23 protein-coding genes are annotated in these 21,114 nt (G+C 64.7%); 11 read left to right on the forward strand and 12 right to left on the reverse strand.

Features of this window, described 5'->3' with window-relative positions:
* The first annotated feature begins 121 nt into the window (after positions 1-121).
* The 4 genes from WG900_RS13300 to WG900_RS13315 all read left to right on the forward strand — a co-directional run bounded on the left by WG900_RS13300 (position 122) and on the right by WG900_RS13315 (position 4,198).
* Complete coding sequence (locus WG900_RS13300) at positions 122-1,336, forward strand: CaiB/BaiF CoA transferase family protein (protein ID WP_339967726.1); 1,215 nt, start codon at positions 122-124, stop codon at positions 1,334-1,336.
* On the forward strand, positions 1,333-1,740 hold the full coding sequence (locus tag WG900_RS13305) for a Zn-ribbon domain-containing OB-fold protein (RefSeq protein WP_339967728.1): 408 nt from the start codon (positions 1,333-1,335) through the stop codon (positions 1,738-1,740). The genes WG900_RS13300 and WG900_RS13305 overlap by 4 nt, the downstream gene beginning before the upstream one ends.
* The gene (locus WG900_RS13310) at positions 1,737-2,921 is read left to right on the forward strand and encodes a thiolase family protein (RefSeq protein WP_339967729.1); all 1,185 of its coding nucleotides are present in this window, start codon (positions 1,737-1,739) and stop codon (positions 2,919-2,921) included. Before WG900_RS13305 ends, WG900_RS13310 begins: the two co-directional genes overlap by 4 nt.
* Positions 2,922-2,995: 74 nt before the next feature.
* Complete coding sequence (locus WG900_RS13315) at positions 2,996-4,198, forward strand: amidohydrolase family protein (protein ID WP_339967730.1); 1,203 nt, start codon at positions 2,996-2,998, stop codon at positions 4,196-4,198.
* A gap of 40 nt (positions 4,199-4,238) precedes the next feature.
* Here WG900_RS13315 and WG900_RS13320 read toward each other — a convergent pair whose 3' ends face one another.
* Positions 4,239-5,279, reverse strand: coding sequence for a phosphotransferase family protein (locus WG900_RS13320; protein WP_339967731.1), 1,041 nt, complete (start codon positions 5,277-5,279; stop codon positions 4,239-4,241).
* An 83-nt stretch (positions 5,280-5,362) separates the two neighbouring features.
* Positions 5,363-6,187: an IclR family transcriptional regulator gene (locus WG900_RS13325; RefSeq protein WP_339967732.1), complete on the reverse strand. Its 825-nt coding sequence runs from the start codon at positions 6,185-6,187 to the stop codon at positions 5,363-5,365.
* A 142-nt stretch (positions 6,188-6,329) separates the two neighbouring features.
* Between WG900_RS13325 and WG900_RS13330 the strand changes: the two genes are divergently transcribed.
* The gene (locus tag WG900_RS13330) at positions 6,330-7,136 is read left to right on the forward strand and encodes an SDR family NAD(P)-dependent oxidoreductase (RefSeq protein ID WP_339967733.1); all 807 of its coding nucleotides are present in this window, start codon (positions 6,330-6,332) and stop codon (positions 7,134-7,136) included.
* Between the two features lie 39 nt (positions 7,137-7,175).
* The gene (mobA, locus tag WG900_RS13335; protein ID WP_339967734.1) at positions 7,176-7,694 is read left to right on the forward strand and encodes a molybdenum cofactor guanylyltransferase; all 519 of its coding nucleotides are present in this window, start codon (positions 7,176-7,178) and stop codon (positions 7,692-7,694) included.
* A gap of 9 nt (positions 7,695-7,703) precedes the next feature.
* Here the strand turns inward: mobA and WG900_RS13340 are convergent, their stop codons facing one another.
* Positions 7,704-9,113, reverse strand: coding sequence for a M20/M25/M40 family metallo-hydrolase (locus WG900_RS13340; RefSeq protein WP_339967735.1), 1,410 nt, complete (start codon positions 9,111-9,113; stop codon positions 7,704-7,706).
* 127 nt (positions 9,114-9,240) lie between these two features.
* Here WG900_RS13340 and WG900_RS13345 point away from each other — a divergent pair, with 127 nt between their 5' ends.
* The 4 genes from WG900_RS13345 (at position 9,241) to WG900_RS13360 (ending at position 12,194) form a co-directional block, all read left to right on the forward strand.
* Complete coding sequence (locus tag WG900_RS13345) at positions 9,241-9,831, forward strand: TetR/AcrR family transcriptional regulator (RefSeq protein ID WP_339967736.1); 591 nt, start codon at positions 9,241-9,243, stop codon at positions 9,829-9,831.
* 65 nt (positions 9,832-9,896) lie between these two features.
* Positions 9,897-10,937, forward strand: a complete 1,041-nt coding sequence (locus WG900_RS13350; RefSeq protein WP_339967737.1) for a mannose-1-phosphate guanylyltransferase — start codon at positions 9,897-9,899, stop codon at positions 10,935-10,937.
* Complete coding sequence (locus WG900_RS13355; protein ID WP_339967739.1) at positions 10,934-11,725, forward strand: class I mannose-6-phosphate isomerase; 792 nt, start codon at positions 10,934-10,936, stop codon at positions 11,723-11,725. Before WG900_RS13350 ends, WG900_RS13355 begins: the two co-directional genes overlap by 4 nt.
* Before the next feature lie 40 nt (positions 11,726-11,765).
* Positions 11,766-12,194 (forward strand): DUF2721 domain-containing protein, encoded by a 429-nt coding sequence (locus tag WG900_RS13360; protein WP_339967740.1) that lies wholly within the window; start codon positions 11,766-11,768, stop codon positions 12,192-12,194.
* A gap of 10 nt (positions 12,195-12,204) precedes the next feature.
* On the opposite strand, the gene WG900_RS13365 is transcribed toward WG900_RS13360, so the two are convergent.
* The 5 genes from WG900_RS13365 to WG900_RS13385 form a co-directional block, all read right to left on the reverse strand.
* Positions 12,205-12,756 carry a lipocalin family protein gene (locus WG900_RS13365; protein ID WP_339967741.1) on the reverse strand — a complete coding sequence of 184 codons (552 nt, stop codon included), beginning with the start codon at positions 12,754-12,756 and terminating at the stop codon, positions 12,205-12,207.
* Positions 12,757-12,806: 50 nt separating this feature from the next.
* Positions 12,807-13,718 (reverse strand): SDR family NAD(P)-dependent oxidoreductase, encoded by a 912-nt coding sequence (locus WG900_RS13370; RefSeq protein WP_339967742.1) that lies wholly within the window; start codon positions 13,716-13,718, stop codon positions 12,807-12,809.
* Between the two features lie 10 nt (positions 13,719-13,728).
* On the reverse strand, positions 13,729-14,949 hold the full coding sequence (locus tag WG900_RS13375; protein WP_339967743.1) for a CaiB/BaiF CoA transferase family protein: 1,221 nt from the start codon (positions 14,947-14,949) through the stop codon (positions 13,729-13,731).
* A gap of 118 nt (positions 14,950-15,067) precedes the next feature.
* Positions 15,068-16,192: an FAS1-like dehydratase domain-containing protein gene (locus WG900_RS13380; RefSeq protein ID WP_339967744.1), complete on the reverse strand. Its 1,125-nt coding sequence runs from the start codon at positions 16,190-16,192 to the stop codon at positions 15,068-15,070.
* 21 nt (positions 16,193-16,213) lie between these two features.
* Positions 16,214-17,791: an acyl-CoA synthetase gene (locus WG900_RS13385; RefSeq protein ID WP_339967745.1), complete on the reverse strand. Its 1,578-nt coding sequence runs from the start codon at positions 17,789-17,791 to the stop codon at positions 16,214-16,216.
* Positions 17,792-17,854: 63 nt separating this feature from the next.
* Here WG900_RS13385 and WG900_RS13390 point away from each other — a divergent pair, with 63 nt between their 5' ends.
* Positions 17,855-18,652 (forward strand): IclR family transcriptional regulator, encoded by a 798-nt coding sequence (locus tag WG900_RS13390; protein ID WP_339967746.1) that lies wholly within the window; start codon positions 17,855-17,857, stop codon positions 18,650-18,652.
* On the opposite strand, the gene arsB is transcribed toward WG900_RS13390, so the two are convergent.
* The 4 genes from arsB to WG900_RS13410 are packed head-to-tail and all read right to left on the reverse strand — an operon-like array spanning position 18,644 to position 21,042.
* Positions 18,644-19,696, reverse strand: a complete 1,053-nt coding sequence (gene arsB, locus WG900_RS13395; RefSeq protein ID WP_339967748.1) for an ACR3 family arsenite efflux transporter — start codon at positions 19,694-19,696, stop codon at positions 18,644-18,646. The genes WG900_RS13390 and arsB overlap by 9 nt on opposite strands.
* Before the next feature lie 28 nt (positions 19,697-19,724).
* The gene (locus WG900_RS13400; protein WP_339967750.1) at positions 19,725-20,231 is read right to left on the reverse strand and encodes an arsenate reductase ArsC; all 507 of its coding nucleotides are present in this window, start codon (positions 20,229-20,231) and stop codon (positions 19,725-19,727) included.
* Positions 20,232-20,239: 8 nt separating this feature from the next.
* A complete protein-coding gene (locus WG900_RS13405; protein ID WP_339967771.1) occupies positions 20,240-20,710 on the reverse strand; it encodes an ArsI/CadI family heavy metal resistance metalloenzyme in 471 nt (156 codons plus the stop codon).
* Positions 20,707-21,042 (reverse strand): ArsR/SmtB family transcription factor, encoded by a 336-nt coding sequence (locus tag WG900_RS13410; protein ID WP_339967751.1) that lies wholly within the window; start codon positions 21,040-21,042, stop codon positions 20,707-20,709. Before WG900_RS13410 ends, WG900_RS13405 begins: the two co-directional genes overlap by 4 nt.
* Positions 21,043-21,114: the final 72 nt, after the last annotated feature.

The following is a 21,114-nucleotide window of genomic DNA, read 5'->3' on the forward strand; positions in this document are numbered from 1 at the left end:
AGTCTGGTGCCGGTCAATAATTCGCTATTGTGAAATTAATATCGCATATTCGAAAACGATTGACCCGAAGTCAAGCCGGGTTAGGCTGGGAAAAACGCACAGAGACCGTGGGAGAACAGGCATGGGCAGGCCGCTCGAAGGAATCAAGGTGGTCGAGGCTTCGATGTGGGCCTTCGTGCCTGTGGCGGGCGCCATCCTCAGCGACATGGGCGCCGAAGTGATCAAGGTCGAGCCGACGAGCGGCGATCCGATCCGCGGGCTGCGCTCGGTCCCCGGCGCAACCGGCGCGGAGAAGATGGAACTGTCATGGGAGTGCTACAACCGCGGCAAGAAGTCGGTCACGCTCGATCTGAAATCGTCGGAAGGGCAAGCGGTGCTGATGCGCCTGCTGGACGATGCCGACGTCTTTCTCACCAACTTCTTGCCGCGCGCGCGCCTTGCGATGAATATCGACGAAAAGACCCTGCGCGCACGCTTCCCCAAACTGATCTACGCTTTCGGCAGCGCGGTCGGTCACCGGGGGCCGGAGGGCGACAAGGGCGGCTATGACGCGATATCATACTGGGCGCGCGGCGGCATTGCCTCGGCGCTGACTGAGCCGGATGCGGAATATCCGGTGAGCCCGGCAGGTCCGGCGCATGGCGATACGCTCTCCGGATCGATGCTGGCGGGCGGCATCTGCGCCGCGATCGCCAAGCGGGCGATGACGGGGGAGGCTTCGACGGTCGAGGTGTCGCTGCTCAACGCGGCCATGTGGTCGATGCAGCGCGGCATTGCCCAGACCATGATGGACGGCACCGACAATTTCCCGCGCCCGCCGCGGGGCCGGCCCAACAACGTGCTCTCCTACAATTACCGGACCAGCGACGGCCGCTTCCTCTCGCTGTGCATGCTGCAGCAGGACAAGTACTGGGCAAAGCTTATGCATCTGGTCGGCCGGCCCGAGCTTGCCGACGATCCGCGCTATGTCGATGCCAAGGCGCGGGGGCGGAATGTCGAAGCCTGCCTCAATGAAGTCACCACGATCTTTGCCGCCAGGACGCTCGCCGAATGGCGCGAGATCCTCAAGCAGCAGGACGGGCAATGGGACGTGGTCCAGCATATCGGCGAACTGCATGGCGACGTGCAGGTGCAGGCAAACGAATACCTGCAGACCGTACGGACCACGGTGGGGGTTGATATCCCGGTGGTCTCGGTGCCGATGCAGTTTGACGGCAAGCCGCTGCCGGCGGGCCAGTCGCCTGACGTTGGCGCCCACAGCGACGAAGTGCTTGCCGCCGCCGGCCTCAGCGAGGATGAGATCATCGACCTCAAGGTGAAAGGCGTGGTTTTTTGATCGGCACGCGAAAACTTCCCCTGCTGGAACCGCTGACCGAGGCCTTCTGGACTGGCGGCGCGCAGGGCGAACTGCGCATCCAGCATTGCCAGGCTTGCGGCCACTGGCAGCACCCGCCGCTGGTCCGCTGTCCGAAGTGTCATTCGGCGGAACTTGAAGCCCGCGCTGTTTCCGGACGTGGGACCGTGAAGACTTGGACTGTCAATGCCCAGTCATGGCAGCGCGGCGTCGATCCGACCTTCATCTTCGCCGCGATAGAACTCACCGAGCAACCCGAACTCTATGTGCTCAGCAACGTCCTCTGCGCGCCCGACGAAGTGCATTCGGGCATTGCGGTGCAGGTGACCTTCGAACAGCAGGACGACGTATGGTTCCCGCTCTTCGCGCCGGCAGATCCCGCATGACCGACCTTCCTGAAAAGCTCTGCCGCATCACCGGCATCGGCCAATCCGAAGTCGGCCGGCCATCGGCGAAGAGCCCGATCGAACTGACGCTGGATGCCGCGCAGATGGCCATCGCCGATGCGGGCCTGCGCGTGGAGGACATCGATGGCATCGTCAATTACCCGCCCAAGACCGACCTTGGCGGCGGCATTTCCCCTGTAGGCGTGAACGAGGCGATGTTCGCGCTGGGCATCGATGCCAGGTGGATCGGCGTCGCCAATCACGAGGGCCCCGGCCACATGGGCGCGATCTTTGCCGCGATCATGGCGGTCGCGACGGGGCTGTGCCGCCACGTCCTCGTCTTCCGCACCGTCGCGCAGGCGCAGGCACGGCTGCAATCGCGCGAGGCGACGCTGCTTTCGGGCACAGCTTCGCGCGTTTCGGGCAACAATGCCTGGACCGTGCCGTTCCACGCCGTCTCCCCGACCAACCACTGGGCGCTGTTCGCCCGAGCCTATCTTGACAAGTACGGCGTCGGCGAGGAGCAGCTCGGCTGGGTCTCGGTCAACGCCCGCGCCAATGCCGCGCACAATCCCAATGCGATCTACCGTGATCCGCTGACCATCGAGGATTACCTCAGCAGCCGAATGATCTCCTCGCCGCTGCGGCTCTATGACTGCGATACCCATATCGACGGCTCGACCGCACTGGTGATCTCGCACCGCGACGCGGCGAAGGACTGCGCCAACCGGCCGATTCATATCGAGGCGATGGGCATGTCGCTGGGCGGGCTGGGGCAAGGCATCCATGTCGGCGATTTCACCACGCTGCCCGCAACCAAGGCCGGCGCCATGTTGTGGCAGCGCACCGACCTGACCCCTGCCGACCTGTCCTGCGCGCAGATCTATGACGGCTTCTCGATCCACGTCTGGCTGTGGGGCGAGGCACTGGGGCTGTGGCAACCGGGCGAGGCGGCGCACTTCTTCGAAGGCGGCACCCGAACCGGCATAGGCGGCGAATTGCCGGTCAACACCGGCGGCGGACAGCTCTCGGGCGGGCGCTTTCATGGCTATGGTCACACCTATGAGGCCTGCCTGCAATTGTGGGGCCGGGGCGGCGGACGGCAGGTGCAAGACGCGAAGGTCAGCGCCGTGTGCAATGGCGGCTACGGCTATGGCGCGCTGCTGCTGCGGACTGATTGACTCGGGCTTCCATTTGCATGATAATTCCGAATATCGATTAATAATTCACAATATCGAATAAACGGAGAGGCAGAATGGCAGACCTCGATACGCTCGACCGCCCGCTGGTAGATGTCGAAAACTGGACGCTCGGCGAGATTGTCGATGCCGATGCCCATATCGATCCGCCCTATTCGATGTGGCGCGATTACCTTCCCGCGCACCTCAAGGATCGCGGCCCCCAGATCGAGGAAGGCGACGATTGCGACTGGATCGTCTTCGAAGGCAACCGCCGCCCGCTGCAGATGATCAACAACCAGGCCGGGCGCGAGGGCAAGAACTTCAAGATGCGGGGCAAGCTCTCCGATATGCGCCAGTCGTGGGACGCCAATTTCCGCCTGTCCGACATGGACCTCGATCACATGGCTCAGGCGGTGTTGTTCGGCGGCGGCCCGCTCGGCACGCTCGACAACGAGCTCTACATGGCCAGTTACGAGGCGTACCAGAACTGGGTGTGGGACTGGTGCGGCGCTGACCGTAATCGCCTGTTCCCGGTCGGCTACGTGCCGATGCGCGACATCGACGAGACGCTGGGCCACATCCAGAGGCTCGCCAAGATGGGCTTCAAGACGATCAACCTGCCGGCCTTCCCGCAGAACGCCAAGGCATGGGAAACGACCTCGAACGTCGCCAACATGAAGGCAGGGCAGGTCTCCGCGCTGACCGGCGATCCCAAGGGTGAGCTGCAATATTACCAGCCGGAATTCGACCGGCTGTGGGCGACGATTCAGGACCTGAACCTCACAGTCACCATGCATCTGGGCGGCCGCGTGCCGCGCTTTGGTGATAAGCTGCATTTCCTGCCCGACATGCCGATGAGCAAGCTCGCCATGGCCGAGCCGGTGTCGATGTTCATCTTCCACGGCATCTTCCTGCGCTTCCCCGGACTGCGGCTCGGCATGATCGAAAGCGGCGTGGGCTGGATGGCGTGGTTCACCGAATACGTCACGCGGACCTGGGAAAAGCAGCGCTACTGGGTGGAAAGCCCGCTGACCGAGAGTCCGGCCTATTACATGGACAAGAACGTCTACGGATCGTTCATCCAGGACCGCACCGGCGTGCTGTGCCGCAATCTTCCCGGCGGCCGCAACATCATGTGGTCATCGGATTACCCGCACTCGGAGACGACTTTTCCCAATTCGCGCAAGATCATCATGCGCGATTTTGATGGCGTGCCGGCGGAGGAGACGAAGGACATCATCTGCCACACCGCGCGGAAGTTCTTCAATCTGGGGTGAGGCTGCCTCGTCCCGGGCATGACCCGGGACGAGGTCTTGCTCAATCCACCCCAAGCCGCTTCGCCAGTGCTTCTTCGACATAGGTGCTGGTCCCGCGCAACTGATCCAGCCGCAGCCCGGTGCAGCTCGTCTTCACCCGCGTGAAGGCTTCGAACCACGGCAAATGCGCGGCGCTCTTGCCGCTTACCTCTTCCCACAGCGCGATGGTTTCCTCGCGGCTGCCCATGCCTTCGAACCACGAACCGTCGGGACGGCGGTGCCAGTGTCCTGCCATCGTCACGAACCACGCCAGATCATGCAGCGCGCCGCCAAGGCTGGGCTGCTCCCAGTCCATCACCGCGACCACCCGGAAATCGTCGCCGAACATCATGTTGCCCAGTCGTGCATCGCCCCACACGAGGCCGACAGGGGCGTCGGCAGGCATGGTCTCGGCCAGCTTGTCCATGCCGCGTTCCAGAATTCGGCAAAACGGGCGGCTGGCGGGCGTTTCATCGAGCCAGGCGATGAAGCGGCGGTACTTGTCCCACTCCTGCGCCAATCCGTCACGCGCATTGTCCGGCCCGGCGAGGAAGGTGAAGTCCGCCGGATCGGCCAGCTGGATCGCGGCAAGCTGGCGCACGCCGTCTTCCCAGAGCACGCGGCGCTGCGCGGGACTGGCCTCGAACACCCAGCCGCTTTGCGAATAGGGCGGCACGCTCACCGGCACGCGGCCCACGGCTTTGCGCATGACGAAAAACGGGCGGCCGAGGATCGCCGGATCTTCCTCCAGCCACAGTGGCTCGGCAATCCGCACGCTGCCGCCCGCATGGAGTGCCTTCATCACGTGGTACTGCGCCTCGAACAGGTCGTCGGGGAACACGGTGAAGCCGCCCGGCTTGATCCGCACCACGCCTTCCAGCGCGCCGCCGTACCAGCGGGCGGAGAACAGGATGGTCTCGTGCGATTGCCCCGCGCCGCGCGGATAGGCGAGGTCGGACAGCGTTACCGCCGGCACCCCCAGCTTACCTGCAAGCCAGCCCGAAAGCGCGCTGGCCAGCTCGTCCAGATCGCGCGTTTCAGGGGCGACGATGATGTCGGACACGGCTGCTCTCCCGGATTTAATTCGTAACTGCGAATTGTTGTTCGCAGTTTAGACGAATCCGGTGGGCATCGCAAGCGCCCGGATCAGGCGAGGAACGCCCCGATGCGGTGGCAGGCGGCCTTGAGATCCTCTGCCGCTGCCGAGACCTGTGCGCCGGTAAGCGGGCCGGTGAAGCCCATCAGCGAGATGACGAATTCTATGCGGCCATGGCCGTTGAACACCGGCGCGATCACGGCGCTGACGGCATAGGTTTCTGTGGGCGAAATCGCGCTCAGGATCGTCACGGGCCGGTCTGTTTCGCTGCCGAAGGCCTCAAGGCTATCGGGTTGGCGACCGGCATCGTCGGTCCGCATCATCACGGCAAAGCCCTTGTCGCGCACGAACTGCATCGCGGCTTCGATCTGCTCGCGCTGCGCTGCGCTGACCGGCGGTTCGGCACGGTCGAGCCGCTCGCGTGCTTCCTCGGGCTGCCACGAGAAGAACGTTGGTAGCGAGCGCGGCATCAGCTTGATCCGCGTGCCCAGCGGCAGCGAATAGCCGACATGGCTGATCGATGCAGCGCGCTCGCGGCTGACGATGGTGTCGCCTTCCAGGAAGAAGGCCGAGCAGACGACATCGAATTCATCCGCCAGCGCGCGCATTTCTGGCTGGGCGACTTGCAGCGGGGACATGTTCTGCGCCGCCGCGCGGCCCACGCGGGCGAGAGCGGGGCCGAGGACATAGGTTTTGTCGCCGGTGCGGTAGAGGTAGCCGACTTCAACCAGCCCCGTCAGCAGGGCATGAGCGGTCGCGCGACTGAGCTTGAGCGCACGCACCAGATCGGTCAGCGCGAAGGACTGGGTCGGGTGGTCGGCGAGGAAATCGAGGATCGCCGCGATGCGTTTCACGCCGGGGGAAGTGCGGGTCATCGCAGGCCTTTTCGCTATTGTGAACGCGATTGCTAGGCGGCGCGGTGTTGCGCGTCAAGCGGACGGCTTGACCCTGTGCCGACTTGTCCATAGCATGATTTGGCGAAAACATATTCACAATATCGAATGTTGGGAGAGTGCCATGAGCGGCCTGCTGCAAGGGAAAAGCGTTATCGTCACCGGCGCGGGATCGGGTGTCGGCCGCGCCGCCTGCCTGCTCTTCGCGCGCCATGGGGCCAAGGTGCTGGCGCTGGACATTGGGCAGGACGGGCTGGACGAGACAGTGGCCGCCGTAACTTCAGAAGGCGGCACCTGCATTTCGCGCATCTGCGATGTTGGCGAGAGGATCGCGGTCGACGAGGCCGTTGCGACTGCGGTCGAGACCTTCGGGCGGCTCGACCTGATCTACAATAATGCCGGCATCACGCTGCAACCGCGCCCGGGCTATGCGGGGGTGCGCAAGCTGGTCGACACCGACGATGACGAGATTGACCGCATTTACCGCGTCAACGTCACCGGCGTGATCAACGGTTGCAAGGCGGCGGTGCGGCAGTTCGAGAAACAGGCCAAGGACGGACAAGGCGGCGGCGTGATCGTCAATACCGCCTCGGTTGCCGGGCTGATCGGCTGGGGCGGCAGCGCCTATGGTTCGTCGAAGGGCGCGGTGACCCTGCTGACCAAGACGCTGGCGCTTGAGCTTGCTGACCAGAACATCCGCGTCAATTCGGTCTGCCCGGCGGGCATGGCGACGAATTTCATACCCGGCCTGCAGACCAGCGATGCGGCCAAGGCGAGCATGGCAGCCACTCACCCGCTGGGCCGCCCGATCGACCCGATGGACTGCGCCAACGCGGCGCTGTTTCTCGCTTGCGATCTGTCGAGCAACATTACCGGCGTGAACCTGCCGGTCGATGGCGGCCTTTCCGCCGGGGTGCCGCCGCGCCGGTAAGTGGCTTGCGCCGGTGCGGCGGGCCACTAGGCTGCGGCCATGGCACGAATCCCCATCCTAGGTGTCGTCCTTGCCGGCGGCCAGTCGAGCCGCTTCGGCAGCGACAAGGCGCTGGCCGAGATCGGCGGGCGCAGCCTGATCGCAATCGCGGTCGAGCAGCTCTCCGGCTGGTGCGATCATGTTGTGATTGTCGGGCGAACCTTCGGCCCCGCGCTGTGCCTGCCCGATTGGCCGCAGCCGAACATGGGCCCGCTCGGCGGGCTGGCTGCCGCGCTGCATTACGCGGTGGACGAAGGCTATGGCGAAGTGATCAACTGCGGGGTCGATTCACCCGGCCTGCCCGATGATCTGCCCGACCTGCTGTTCCCCGCCCCCGCCTGCGTCGATCAGCAGCCGGTGATCGGCCGCTGGCCTGCCGTCGAAGGCGCGCGCGCGATCGAGGCGATCCTGCGCGGCGATGGCCGACATTCGATGTTCGCCTTTGCCGAAAGCCTTGGCGCGCGGCGCGTCACGCTCCCTGCGCCGCCGGCGAACATCAATCGGCCAGAAGACCTCTAGGCCAAGACCTTACTTCGACAGGTCGGTGAACAGGCTGAGATAATATCGCAGCCCCGGCGCAATGTTGGCCAGCGGCACCCGCTCGTTCAGACCATGGGCAAAACTGTCCGAATCCTTGATGAAGGTCGGGCTCGCGCCATAACTCGGCACGCCCAGCGCGCGGTAATACATCGAATCGGAAGCGCCCGATGCCTGCGTCGGGATGATCGGCACGCCGGGATAGCTGGCGCGGATCGCCTTGGTCATGGCGGCCAGAACGTCGGCGCGCATGGGGCTGGCGGGCGAGGCGATGGACTCGTCCCCCGTGGCATCCTTCACGCTGGCCTGCGGCACGGCGGCGACCTTTTCGAGCAGCGCGCGGATTTCCTCGCGGCTGTGGCCCGGGAAGATGCGGCAGTTGATATTCGCCGTGGCGCGCTGCGGCAGGGCGTTGCGGGCGTGGCCGGCGTTGACCTGCGTCGGCACGCAGGTCGTGCCGGTCTTGCCGACATAGGTCGGACTGGCGCGCAGCGTCCTCACCGCACCGGCATCCCCTGGATTGGCGGCAAAGGTGCGCATCGCGGCGGCCAGCTTGGGATCGGATTCGAACGCGGCCGCATTGGCGAAATAGGCCTTGGTCAGCGGGTTCTGTTCAACCGCAAAGCTGTATTCGCCGATGTTCTTGAGCGCGGTGGCAAGCTGGACGATGGCATTTTGGGGGCGCGGGGCAGAGCTGTGGCCGCCCGGGTTGGTCACCTCGATCGTGTAATCGTTATAGGTCTTTTCCGCCCCATCCCACGACCAGTAGGCGGGCTTGCCCGTCTTCTCGTCAAGCGCGCCGCCGCCGCCGTCGATATTGATCACCAGTTCGGCATTCTTCAGCCGCTCGGCGATTCTGCGGCTGGTTACCATCGTGGTTTCCTCGTCGCCCGAGAATTGCAGCACGATGGTGCGGCGCGGCTTATAGCCCTGCCGGCGCAGTTCGATCAGCGCCGATGTCGCACTCGCCGCGTCGAGCTTCATGTCGCTCGCGCCGCGCCCGAACAGGAAGCTATCCTCGATGATCGGCGTGAAGGGATCGCGCTGCCAGTCCTTCGGATCGGCGGCGACAACGTCGAGGTGGCCGGAAATCACCAGCGGCTTCAGTTTCGGATCTCTGCCCGGCCAGGTGGCGATGATATAGGCGGTGTCATTCAGCGGCACGATATCGATATCGCTACGCGCCCAGCCGCCGGCAACCAGCGCGTCGGCAATCGCCTTGTCCGCTACCGCCGTCTGGTTGCCCGGCCCCGCGACCGACTTGATCGCGACGAGTTGTTTCACCAGCGCCAGCACTTGCGCCTCGGCCGTTTCAAGCGAGGCAGCGGGCCTGGCGCTGGCGGCGAGCGGGGTGGTAGCAAGCAGGCCGGCGGCAAGCGCGGCGGCGAACAATCTGGACATGAAGGGACCCGTGTTGCGAAAGATCGGTGCAGGTTAGGCGATATCCTTGCCATCGCAAGTCTGCCATGCCCTTGAGCCGCGCGGCGCAATCGCGCATGGTGGTCGCAGCCACATACGAAGGGGACTCATGGCCACTGCTGCCGCCACTGCCAAAGGTTTGGCCGGGAAGACACGCGACGCGCGCCAGTTGCGCAGCGATGCGGCCTTGCGCGCCGCGCTCATCGCGCTGATCGCCCGTCAGTCCTATGACAAGATCACCGTCCGCGACATCGTTGCCGAGGCGGGTGTGGGTTATGCCACGTTCTTCCGCCACTACCCGTCGAAAGACGCGATGCTTGATGCCATCGCCAGCGAGGAAATTGCCGAGATGCTGGCGCGCACCGCGCCGCTGCTCGACCCTGCCGATACCCGCCGGACCTGCCTCGTGCTGGCCGAACATGTCGGCGCGCGGCGCGATGTCTGGTCGGCGCTGCTCACCGGGGGCGCAGCCACGCACCTGCGCGAACAGTTCGAGCGGCTGGCCGACGAGATGTCGATTGCAGCCTTTCCCAGCGAATGGCTGCCACGCACGCTGGGCATCCGGTTCGGCGTTACGGCAACGATCGAGATCCTTGGCTGGTGGCTACGCGATCAGCCTGACTACCCGCTGGAAGAAGTGGCCGAACTGCTGGACCGGCTGACCATCGCGCCCACGGTCGGTGCGCTCAAACGCGGTTGAATCGTGAAACATTTTACGCAGGCAGGCGTTGCCGAGTGGCCGCGCTTGATGGATAGCTTCAAACCATGACCAAGATCACTCCCGTCATCCTCTGCGGTGGCAGCGGAACCCGCCTGTGGCCGCGCAGCCGTGCGAGCTTTCCCAAGCCCTTCCTGCCGCTGGTCGGTGACCGGACCCTGTTCGAAGGCACGATAGCCCGGGCCGCCGATCCCGCTGCCTTTGCCCCGCCGATCGTGGTGACCGGCAGTGCCCACCTTGCCCATGTCGAGAGCCAGCTGGCCGGGCATGACGGGGCGCAGGTCATTGTCGAACCTTCGGCGCGCAACACCGCCTCCGCCATTGCGCTTGCCGCGCTGCGCCTGCCCGAAGATGCGGTGATGCTGGTCTGCCCGAGCGACCACCACATCGCCGATGATCAGGCCTTCGCCGCCGCCGCACAGGCTGCTGCGGCCCTTGCTGCCGAAGACTGGCTGGTGTCCTTCGGGATCGAGGCGAAGTCGCCCGAAACTGGCTTCGGCTACCTCCAGCGCGGCGACTCTATCGGCGACAGCGGCGGCTATCAGGTAGCGCGCTTTGTCGAAAAGCCCGACATTGACCGTGCGCGCGAATTCCTCGCCTCGGGCGACTATGCGTGGAACGGCGGCATCTTCGCTTTCCGGACCGGCGCCTTTCTGAAGGAACTGGGCGAACACCGCCCGGCGATCCTCGCCGCCGCGCGCGCTGCGGTTGAAGCCGGACGCGAAGAGGGCGCGCGGTTCCATCCCGATGCCGATGCCTTCGGCCAGATCGCGGGCGAAAGCGTTGACTATGCGGTGATGGAAAATACCCGCCGCGCCGCCATGGTCCCCGCCGACATGGGCTGGTCCGACATCGGCAACTGGCACGCGCTGCGCGATGCGCGCGACGGGGACGAAAACGGCAACCGCGTCCACGGCGATGCGGAACTCGTCGATTGCCGGAACGTTCTGGTGGAAACCGATGGCCCCCGCGTCTCGGTGATCGGGCTGGAGAACGTGATCGTGGTGGTGGACGGCAATGACGTGCTGGTAACGACAATCGACGGAGCGCAGCTCGTCGGCAAGCTGTCAGGCGCGGTCAACCAGTGACCGGCCTGCTGCCCGTCCGCATGGTCGAACGGCCGTGGGGCCGGCGCGAACTGCCGGCACCTTTTGTGGCGCTCGAAGGCCAGACCATTGGCGAAGTGTGGTTCGAACCGCAGCCGAGCCTGCCGCAGCTTCTGGTCAAATACATTTTCACCAGCGAGAAGCTGTCGGTGCAGGTCCACCCATCGAACGCGCAGCTTCCCGGCCACGGCAAGGAAGAATGCTGGCTGGTGATCGCTGCCGAACCCGGCGCAACGCTGGGCATCGGTTTCAACGCACCGCTTTCTTCAGAGGCGATGCGCGCCGCCGCGCTCGATGGATCAATCGAACAGTTGATGACCTGGCATCCGGCGCGGGCTGGCGACTTCTTCCATATCCCGCCGGGCACAGTCCACGCCATCGGGCCGGGGATCAGCCTGGTCGAGGTGCAGCAGAACTCCGACGTGACGTACCGGCTCTATGACTATGGCCGCCCGCGCGAACTGCATCTGGAACAGGGCATGGCCGTGGCAAAGGGCGAGACCTATCCGGAAACCTCGATGTTTCATGTTCCGGACACCGGATCGGTGACGCTGGTCGATGGGCCGAACTTCCTGCTCGACCGGATCGAGGGCATGCCGGATGCCGCGCTCGCCGGGCGTTATACCGGGCCCTTGCTGGTCATCCCGCGCAGGGGCGAGGTCCGCGTCGGCGGACAGACCGTGGCGATAGGTGAATGCTGCGAGGCGGCGTCGCTGGACGAACTCGAACTGACAGACGAAGCGCAGGCGCTGATCGCGCAGGCTGCCTGAGCCCTTGCCGCATTGGCGTTTTGACGGCTACCCATAGGCCATGATCGCCCAGACCATCCAGCTTGCGCTCGCGCCGGTGTTCGTGCTCGTCGCGATCGGCAATATTCTCAACATCCTGTCGACGCGGCTGGGCCGCATCGTTGACCGGGCGCGGCACCTGCAGGTGCGGCACGGGGTCACCGAAGGCGCGGAGCATGACATGGTGGTACGCGAAATCCGCTTTGCCGACCAGCGCATCAAGCTGATCGGCAGCGCCATCCGCGTGCTGGTGATCTCGGGCCTCGCCATCGGCATGACCGTGGCGATCCTGTTCCTCGAGGAAATCGTGTCGATGAAACTGGAACGGGTGGCCGCTGGCTTCTTCATCGTCGCCATTGGCCTGCTGATGTGGGCGCTGACGCTGTTCCTGCGCGAAACCCAGATCGCCGCCGCCGCGCTACGGATTCCGCGCGATTACCTCGATCATTAGGGCTCGACCATCAGGGCTGTTTGGTAATCCGCAGCATCGACGTGTCATAACCCAGCGCCCGGGCGCGAGCGGTCAGTTCGTCGAGCCTTGCCTGTCCGGGCGCCGCGTCGCGCGACAGCAGCCAGAGGTAGCGGCCCGAGGGCTCGCCAACGATGGACCAGCTGTAATCCTCGGCATGGTCGAGCACCCAGTAATCGGCATAAAACGGCCCGAAGAAGCTGACCTTGAGTTTGGCCTTGGTGGCTTCGTCGACGATCTTGGCCTTGCCGGTGGCGCTGGTTTTCTTGCCATCAGGCTTCACGCAGGAATTGAGCACGGCGATGCCGCCGTCCTCGCGCAATGAGTAATCCGCCGTTACGCTGTCGCAGTCCTTCTGGAAGCCCTGCTCGTACCGCGCCAGTTCGTACCAGCGGCCAAGGTAGCGGGTCAGATCGACCGACTTGGCCGGCTGCGGCACGGCGGCATTGCCGACCGGGTGCTTGGGGCCCAGCGCGGCACAGCCGGCAAGCAGGGTTCCGGCGGCGACAAGCGCGGCGAATGCGAGGATGGGTTTGCGGTTCATGGCGCAGGAACTCCCGAGGGGGCAGAAAGGTCCCGGCTCATATGGGGTGATTAGCCGCCGCGCGCCATGCCGAAACTGTGCAGCAGGTGATCGAGGTGCCCCTGCGGTGCGGGGGCAAAATGGAGTGGGTCTTTCATCGAGCGGATGGCATCGATCTTGGCCGCGACATCCTCGACTGTCCACTCGGGCTGGTAGATCCCTGCAGATTCGGCAGTCCACGCCCGCGCCATCCGTCCGGCGGCGGATATCAGCATCTCGCCGGTGACTTCGCAGTTTTCATGGCACAGGTAGGCCACGAGGGGCGCGACCATTTCAGGCGTCATCGGCGGGAACTGGCTGGTGTCGATGCCTTCGGACATGCGCGTTACCGCTGCAGGCAGGATACAGTTGGCTTTCACATTGCTTGCAAAGCCCTCGATCGCGGCGGTGTTGGCCAGCCCGATCATGCCGCCCTTGGCTGCACTGTAATTGGCGACCTGCTTGTTCGAATAGACCCCGTTGACCGAGCTGGTCATGACGATGCGGCCATAGCCCGCTGCCATCATCGCCGCGAAGGCGGGCCGGGTGACGTAAAACGCGCCATTGAGATGGACGTCGATCACCGATTGCCAGTCCTCGGCGCTCATTTCCGCGAGCGGCGCACGGCGGACGTTTCCGGCGGAATGGATCAGGATGTCGACGCGGCCCCAGGTATCAAGCGCCGTCTGGATGATCGCCGCGCCGCCATCGGGCGTGGCGACGGAATCGGTGTTGGCCACAGCTTCGCCGCCAGAAGCGCGGATTTCTGCGGCAAGCGCCTCTGCAGGACCCTCGCTCGTGGCATCGCCGGCCATCGACACGCCGGGATCGTTGACCACCACCTTGCACCCGCGCGACGCCAGCAGCTTTGCGTGGGCAGCGCCCAGTCCGCGTCCGCCACCGGTAATCACGGCAACACGGTCGTCAAAGCGCAGTTCAGTCATGGTCTTGTCCTCAGGCAACGGTTCCAGCGGCGCGCAGCGCGGCGATGCGATCTTCGTCAAGCCCGAGCAGATCGGCAAGGATCGCGTCGGTGTCCTGTCCAAGCATCGGCGGGGCGGTCACCGGGGCCTGCTCTTCATCAGCATAGCGGATCGGCCGGTTGACCAGCGGAATGGGGCCGAGCGCTGGATGATCCACCTCGACCACCACACCGCGCGCTTTGCTTTGCGGCGAGTTCAGCGCCTCGAGCACCGAGAGGATCGGCGCATGCGGCACTTCAAGCTGCGTGAATCGCGTTACCAGTTCGGCCACGGTATGGCGCGAGGTAAAGGCGCTGACCGCCGCGTTGATCTCCTCGCGCGCATCCCGGCGCTGCGAAAGGGTGGCAAAGCGCGGGTCGTCCGCCAGTTCGGGGCGCTCGATGGCGCGGCAGACATTGCCCCAGAACCCGGCGGTCAGGCAGGCGACGACGATGGATCCGTCGCTCGCCGGGAATACGCCGTAAGGCACGAGATTGGGATGCTGCGAACCCTGCGGCTGCGGGTCCGCGCCGGTGAACCAGGCGAGCTGCGGCAGGTAGGCGGACAGGCCGATCAGGCCCTCGGTCAGGCTGACATCGATCAGCCTGCCCTTGCCGGTGCGGGTGCGTTCGAACAGCGCGCCGAGTATGCCGATGGGGCCGGAAATGCCGCCGACAAGATCGCCCATGGGCAGGCCAAGCTTCATCGGCTGGCCGCCGGGTTCGGCGTTCATGTAGAGCGCGCCCGACTGGGCCTGCAGAACAATGTCGAAGCTGGGCATGTCGCGCATCGGGCCGGTCATGCCGTAGCCCGAAATCGCGCAATAGATCAGGCCGGGATTGATCGCTTTCAGCGCGTCATAGCCAAGGCCGAGCCGGTCCATCACACCGGGGCGGTAATTTTCGATCAGGACATCGCACTTGGCCGCAAGGTCCATGGCCAGCCCAAGGCCGTCGGGGGCCTTGAGGTCGATGACAATCGACTTCTTGCCGCGATTGACGCTGAGGAAATAGTGGCTCTCACCATCGCGGATCGGCGGGAAGGTGCGGGTATCATCGCCGCTTCCGGGCGGTTCCACCTTGATCACTTCGGCGCCAAGGTCAGCCAGCGCAAGGCTCGCCGCAGGTCCGGCAAGGACGCGCGTGAAATCGAGCACGCGGACACCGGCAAGCGGGCCGGCCCAAGTGGTCGCGGGGGTTGAGGGTTCAGTCATTGTCAGGGGCTGTAGCAAGTCCTGCCCCGTCGGGGGAGGGGTGGGGGCGAAACGTTCCGTTGCTCCGGTTTCCCGGGTGGATCATTTCGCCCCACGCCCCCCTCCCAAGGGGTAAGGCTCAGCCCTTGCTGGGCAGTTCGGCGACCGAAGTGCCGAATGCCGAAAGCTCGCCGCGGTGGGTCGTCGCCTTCTGTTCGACTTCGACGTACTTCTTGCCGTTTTCTTCGAACTTGCGCTTCACAACGCCGTCGATGAAGATCGCGTCGCCATCCGGATTATGGCGGCGGATCTGGCAGTTCGACTTGGTCAGAAAGCCATCGTCACCGATCCAGTTGGTCATGTGATGGGTCAGCCAGCTGCAACGCTCTGGACCGTAATCGTATGCGCCCGGTGCGCCGACTTCGAGAGCGAAAGCTTCGTCCCAGTGCACGCGCTCGGGGCAATCGGGCACGTTGAAGCGGTTCTTGATGGCGAGGCCCGGATGCGCCTGCTGCATCTTCCACGCCATCTTGTTGGCGCGGATGTAAAGACCACCCCAGCCCTGGGCATAGCCGATGAAGCCGGTGACCGTCATCGGGCCCTTCATCATGCGCGGCAGGGCCTGGCCCTCGGTGACGTCTTCCCAGTAACGGGGAGCGGCGCCGCGAACTTCTTCGTTTGCATAAAGCTCCGAGAATTCGGCCAGCTGCTCTTCGGTGAAGGGCACAACGCGGCCGCGGGCTTCGGTGTACTTGGTGCCGCGCTCACGTGCTTCGTCGCGGTCGGTACGGAACACCCAGCTGTCAGCCTCGGCAACCAGTTCATTGTGCTGGTTGTAGAAATCGACGTGGTAGATCTGCTGGAACGAGCGACCGGCGAACTTGGTCTGATGCTCGACGAGGTCCTTCAGATAGGCCTCGGTGCGGATGGTGTCGTTGCGGAACACCGGCTTGTGCCAGGTCCAGTCAGCGCCGGCCCACATGGCGTGGACGCCCGAAAGGCCACCGCAGTAACCCGAAATGATGCGGCTGCTGGTGAACAGGAAGCTGGGGAGCGCGACGAGGCTGCCGAAGCGGGTCTTGGCCGCATATTCCGGATCGCACCACAGCGGGTTGTCGTCGCCGATGCCGTGGGCATAGTGACGGATGGCGTCGCGGGTGGCTTCATAGTTCCACGGCTCGACAGTGTTGGTGATCTTGACGCCGATGCGTGAACGCAGGTCGGCAAGACCTTCCTCGGTGATCTTGGGAAATTTGGCTGACATTTTTCTCTTCTCCTGAAGGGTTCAGGCGGCCGAGGCAGCGGCCTTCGCCGCTTCCTGGTCGCGAAGCATCTTGCGGTGGACCTTGCCCGCGGGATTCTTGGGCAGCTCCTTCACAAATTCGACAATACGCGGGAATTCATGCTGGGCGAGCCGCTCACGCGTGAAGTCCTGCAATTCCTTGACGAGGGCCGGCGAGCCTTCGCAATTGGCGACGACGAAGGCCTTGACGACCTGTCCGCGCGCTTCATCGGGCACGCCGATCACGCCGCATTCCAGCACCGCGTCATGACGCAGCATGGTGTTCTCGATCTCTACCGCGGACATGGTCCAGCCGGCGGAAATGATCACGTCATCGGCGCGGCCGCAGTGATAGAAATAGCCGTCCTCGTCGATCTTCGCGCGGTCCTTGGTGGTCATCCACCCGCCGCCTCTCCACAACATCAGCTCGCCGATCTCGCCCGGATCGCAGGGGCTGCCATCGGGGCGCTGCACTTCGAGCTTCTGGCCGGGGACAGCCTTGCCGAGCGAGCCGGGCTTCACGGTAAAGTCCGGCGCGCCGGGGAAGTTGACCAGCACGACGCCGATCTCGGTCGTGCCGTACATCGAGCAGGCGGGGACCTTGAAATATTCGTCGATCCACTCAAGCGTGGCCGGGTCGATCGGTTCGCCCGTGTAGCTTAGCTTCTTGAAGTGGAAGTTGTAATCGCCTCCCTTTCCGCTGTTCTTCATCATGCGGTAGTGAGTGGCGGCAGCGCTCATGTTGGTGATGCCGTAATCGTCGAGCGCCTTCATCAGGCGGACGGGATCAAAGCGACCGGCGAAGGTGCCGGTGGTCACGCCCATTGCCAGCGGCGCGAGCGTGCCGTGCCACAGGCCGTGGCCCCAGGCGGGGCTGGACGGGCAGAAGAATTCGTCGCCCGGACGGATGCCGGTGCCATACAGCGCGGCGAACATCAGCGTCACCAAGGTACGGTGCGAATGCTTGACCGCCTCAGGCAGCTCGCGCGTGGTGCCGCTGGTGTACTGGAACACGGCCATGTCATTGGCCTTGCTCTTGGGCGTGTAGGTTTCGGGATACTGCTTGATCACGTCGAGCAGGCCATCGTCGGCGACGACAATGCGCGGCAGTCCGTCCGCGCCGACCGAACCGCGAGCCAGCTCTTCCTTCTCGCGGTTAGTGATCAGGATCACCGGGTTGCAGTCGCCCACGCGCAGCTTGAGTGCGTCGGGACCGAACAGGGTGAACAGCGGCACCGAGATCGCGCCGGTCTGCATCGCGCCGAACAGGCAGACGTAGAATGGCAGGCTGGGTTCGAGCATGAAGGCGATGCGGTCGCCCTTCTGGATGCCCTGCGCGTCGAGCCAGTGGGCGAACTGCGCGGCGCCTGCCGAGATCGTGTCGAAGCTCAGGATTTCATCGGCGCCGTCGGCATGGGCGATGCGTACCGCGGGGCGGCCCGTGCCGTCAGCGTGGCGGGTGATGCACTCATGCGCGATGTTCAGGTCTTCGCGGTCGCCGTCAAACAGCTCCCACAGCGCGGCCGAGGAGGCGTGGGCCTGAGCATCGGCATAGCTGGTGTAATCGGTGAGTCGGGTCATGATCAGCGCCTATGGCAGAACACGCTTGTCATTGCAAATATAGAATGCTATTCAATATACAGAATGACAAACGCCGAAGCCAACCCCGAACTCGCTGCCGCCGTGAAGGACAGCAAGGCCCCCGCGATCAGCCGCGCGGCGGCGGTCCTGCGCCTGCTGGGGCGAAGCGACTCTGCGCTCGGACTCAATCCGATTGCGCGCGAACTCGGGCTCAATCCCAGCACCTGCCTCTATGTCCTGCGCGCGCTGGTGGCGGAGGAGCTGGTCTCCTTCGATCCCGATACCAAGCGCTATGCGCTCGCCTCGGGCGTGCTCACCCTGGCGCGCGGCTGGCTGCGCAAGGACGAGTTCGCGCAATTGGCGCAGGCCCCGCTTGACCGGCTGAGCCGCGAATTTGGCGTCACCATGCTGGGGGTCGAGATCTTCGGCATCGATCACCTGATCGCCGTCGCGGTCAGTCAGGCTGGAGGCGGCTTCCAGATCGCCACCCAGGTCGGCAGCCGCTTCCCCGCACTGATCAGCGCCACCGGACGCTGCATCGCAGCCTTTGGCGGGTACGGCGAGAGCCAGCTCAAGGCGCGCTTTGAAACGCTGCGCTGGGAAGACCCGCCCAGCTTTGCCGAGTGGATGGAGCAGGTCGGCCAGACCCGCGCTCAGGGCTTCGGCATTGATGCGGGCAATTACATGGCCGGCGTCACGGTCATCGCCGCGCCCGTGTGGAAGGCGCCGGGCAAGCCAAGCCACGCGCTTGTCGCCATCGGGCTTTCTGCGGCGCTCCAGCGCGCCGGTCTGCCGGACTTGCAGGCGGCGCTGGTCGAAGAGGCGCGCGTGCTTACCCGGCAGATGGGCGGATCAGGCTGAAGCGAACCAGTTCCGTTTGAACCATAGCGCAAGATTGACCAGCGCGATCAGCACCGGCACCTCGACCAGTGGACCGATGACGGCGGCAAATGCGACAGGCGAGGCCAGCCCAAAAGCGGCAATCGCGACCGCAATCGCCAGTTCGAAATTGTTCGATGCCGCAGTGAATGACAGCGAGGTCGTCTCGGCATAGCCCGCGCCCATCGCCTTGCCGGCGGCAAAGGCCAGCACGAACATGACGACGAAGAAGATCACCAGCGGCACGGCAATCCGCAGTGCGTCGATCGGCAGGGCAAGGATTTCCGACCCCTTCAGGCTGAACATGGCGACGATGGTGAACAGCAGCGCGACCAGCGTGATCGGGCTGATCGCCGGCAGGAAGCGGCCCTCGTACCAATCCAGCCCCCGGCTGCGCACCAGCACCCGGCGGACGAAATAACCAGCGAGGAACGGCACGCCGAGATAGGCCAACACGGCCTGCGCGATGGTGCCAAATTCGATGTCCACCACTTGCCCTTGCAGGCCGAAGATCGGCGGCAGGAACACGAGGTAGAACCACGCGTAGGGGACATAGAAGAAGATCTGGAACACCGAATTGAACGCTACCAATCCGGTGACATATTCCGGGCTGCCCTTGGCCAGCTGGTTCCACACCAGCACCATGGCGATGCACGGCGCGATGCCGATCAGGATCAGGCCGGTCATGTATTCTGGGTGGCCCGGCAGCAGAGTCGCGGCGAGCAGGAACATGAAGGCGGGCGCGACGATCCAGCACAGGACAAACGACAGCGCGAGCATCCGCCCATCGCGAAACACCTCGCCCAGCGCCTCGTAGCGGACCTTGGCCAGCGGCGGGAACATCATCAGGATCAGGCCCACGGCGATGGGTACGCTGGTCGAATCGATCGACATGGCGTCCAGCGCTTGCGGCACGGCGGGTGCCAGCGAACCCAGCGCGATGCCGAGTGCCATGGCGGCGAAGATCCACAGCGTCAGGTAGCGGTCGATGAACGACAGGCGGGCGGGCGTTTCGGCTTCGGTCACAGTGCAATCCCCCTTGTGCATGGCGTGATCACGCCGCGCCTTCCATCTGGCCGATGCGGGCCAGTTCGCGCGTCAGTTCGGCGCGGTCCATCGTTTCGAACGGCAGGGCGAGCAGGGCCTGCGTCCGCATTTCGAGCCAGTCCCAGGTCTGCGCGAAGGCCGCGTCCTCGGCTGCCTCGCCGCCGGTTTCGTCGGCGGGATCGGGCAGGCCCCAGTGCGCCTTCAGCGGTGCGCCCATGAACACCGGGCAAGCCTCGCCTGCGGCATTGCCGCAGACGGTGATGGCAAGGTCAATCGGCGGCGCATCTGGTCCGGTAAACTCGTTCCACGACTTGGAGCGAAAGCGCGCGGTATCGATGCCTTTGCGCGCCAGCAGCCGCAGCGCGGCGGGGTGCGGCACGCCCTTGGGCTTGCTCCCGGCGCTATGCGAAACGATTCGTCCGCCGCCAAGCTGCGCCAGAATTGCCTCGCCCAGAACCGAGCGGGCGGAATTGCCGGTGCAGAGAACCAGCACGGAAAATGGCCTTGCCCCCATCGCCGGTCTTAGCAGCAGGAAGTGGCCGGCGCGGCGACCTTTGGCGCGCAGCAGGCATTGTCGGCAGTGTTGGTCGAGGCCAGTGCGGCGATGTCGGGGCTGTCGCCATAATTCGTGCTCTCACCCGTGGTGTGGAAGGCTTCCCAGACAACGCCGTCCGGATCGGCGATCCAGCTCTTTTCCGACTTGGCATAGCAGCAGGTCGTCGCACCCTCTTCCAGCACGGGGCCGCCGGCAGCCTTCAGGCGGCCATAGACCGCGGCGAGTTCGCTTTCGCTGTCGACCTGCACGCCAAGGTGCTCGACGCCCTTGGCCGCGCCGGCCTTCTGCGAGATGGCGAAGTTGACCTTCGGATCGTCCAGCATCCACTTGGCATAGTCGGCCTTGGTGACGCTGGGCTGCGCGCCGAACAGTCCGGAATAGAAGGCGATTGACTGGTCGAGATCGGCAACGCCGACATGGACATGGAAACGCATCAGGCAGCACTCCTTTCACCAGAGTTTTCGGAATCGACGGGCGAACAGGACGCGCCGCCGCAGCAGTTATCGGTGAGGTAGCCCATCACCCCGCGCATGGCGTCAAAGTCCGCCGCATAGATGATGGAGCGGCTCTGGCGGCGCTGGGTGGCAAGGCCGGCGTGGACCAGCTGGGCAAGGTGGAAGCTCATCGAGGAGGCGGGCAGGCCGAGTTCGTCAGCGATTGCGCCGGCGGGCATGCCTTCCGGTCCTGCCACGACAAGCAGACGGAAAGCGGCGAGGCGGTGTTCCTGCGCAAGGGCAGCAAGGGCGCGGATGACGGTATCGGGTTGCATCGCTTGTTCCAATGTTTCGATAAATATCGAAATATGGAAGTGATGGGCGCCTGTCAAGCGGCTGGAAACGCA

Origin of the sequence: Novosphingobium aquae, assembly GCF_037572715.1 — a bacterium.
GTDB lineage: Bacteria > Pseudomonadota > Alphaproteobacteria > Sphingomonadales > Sphingomonadaceae > Novosphingobium > Novosphingobium aquae.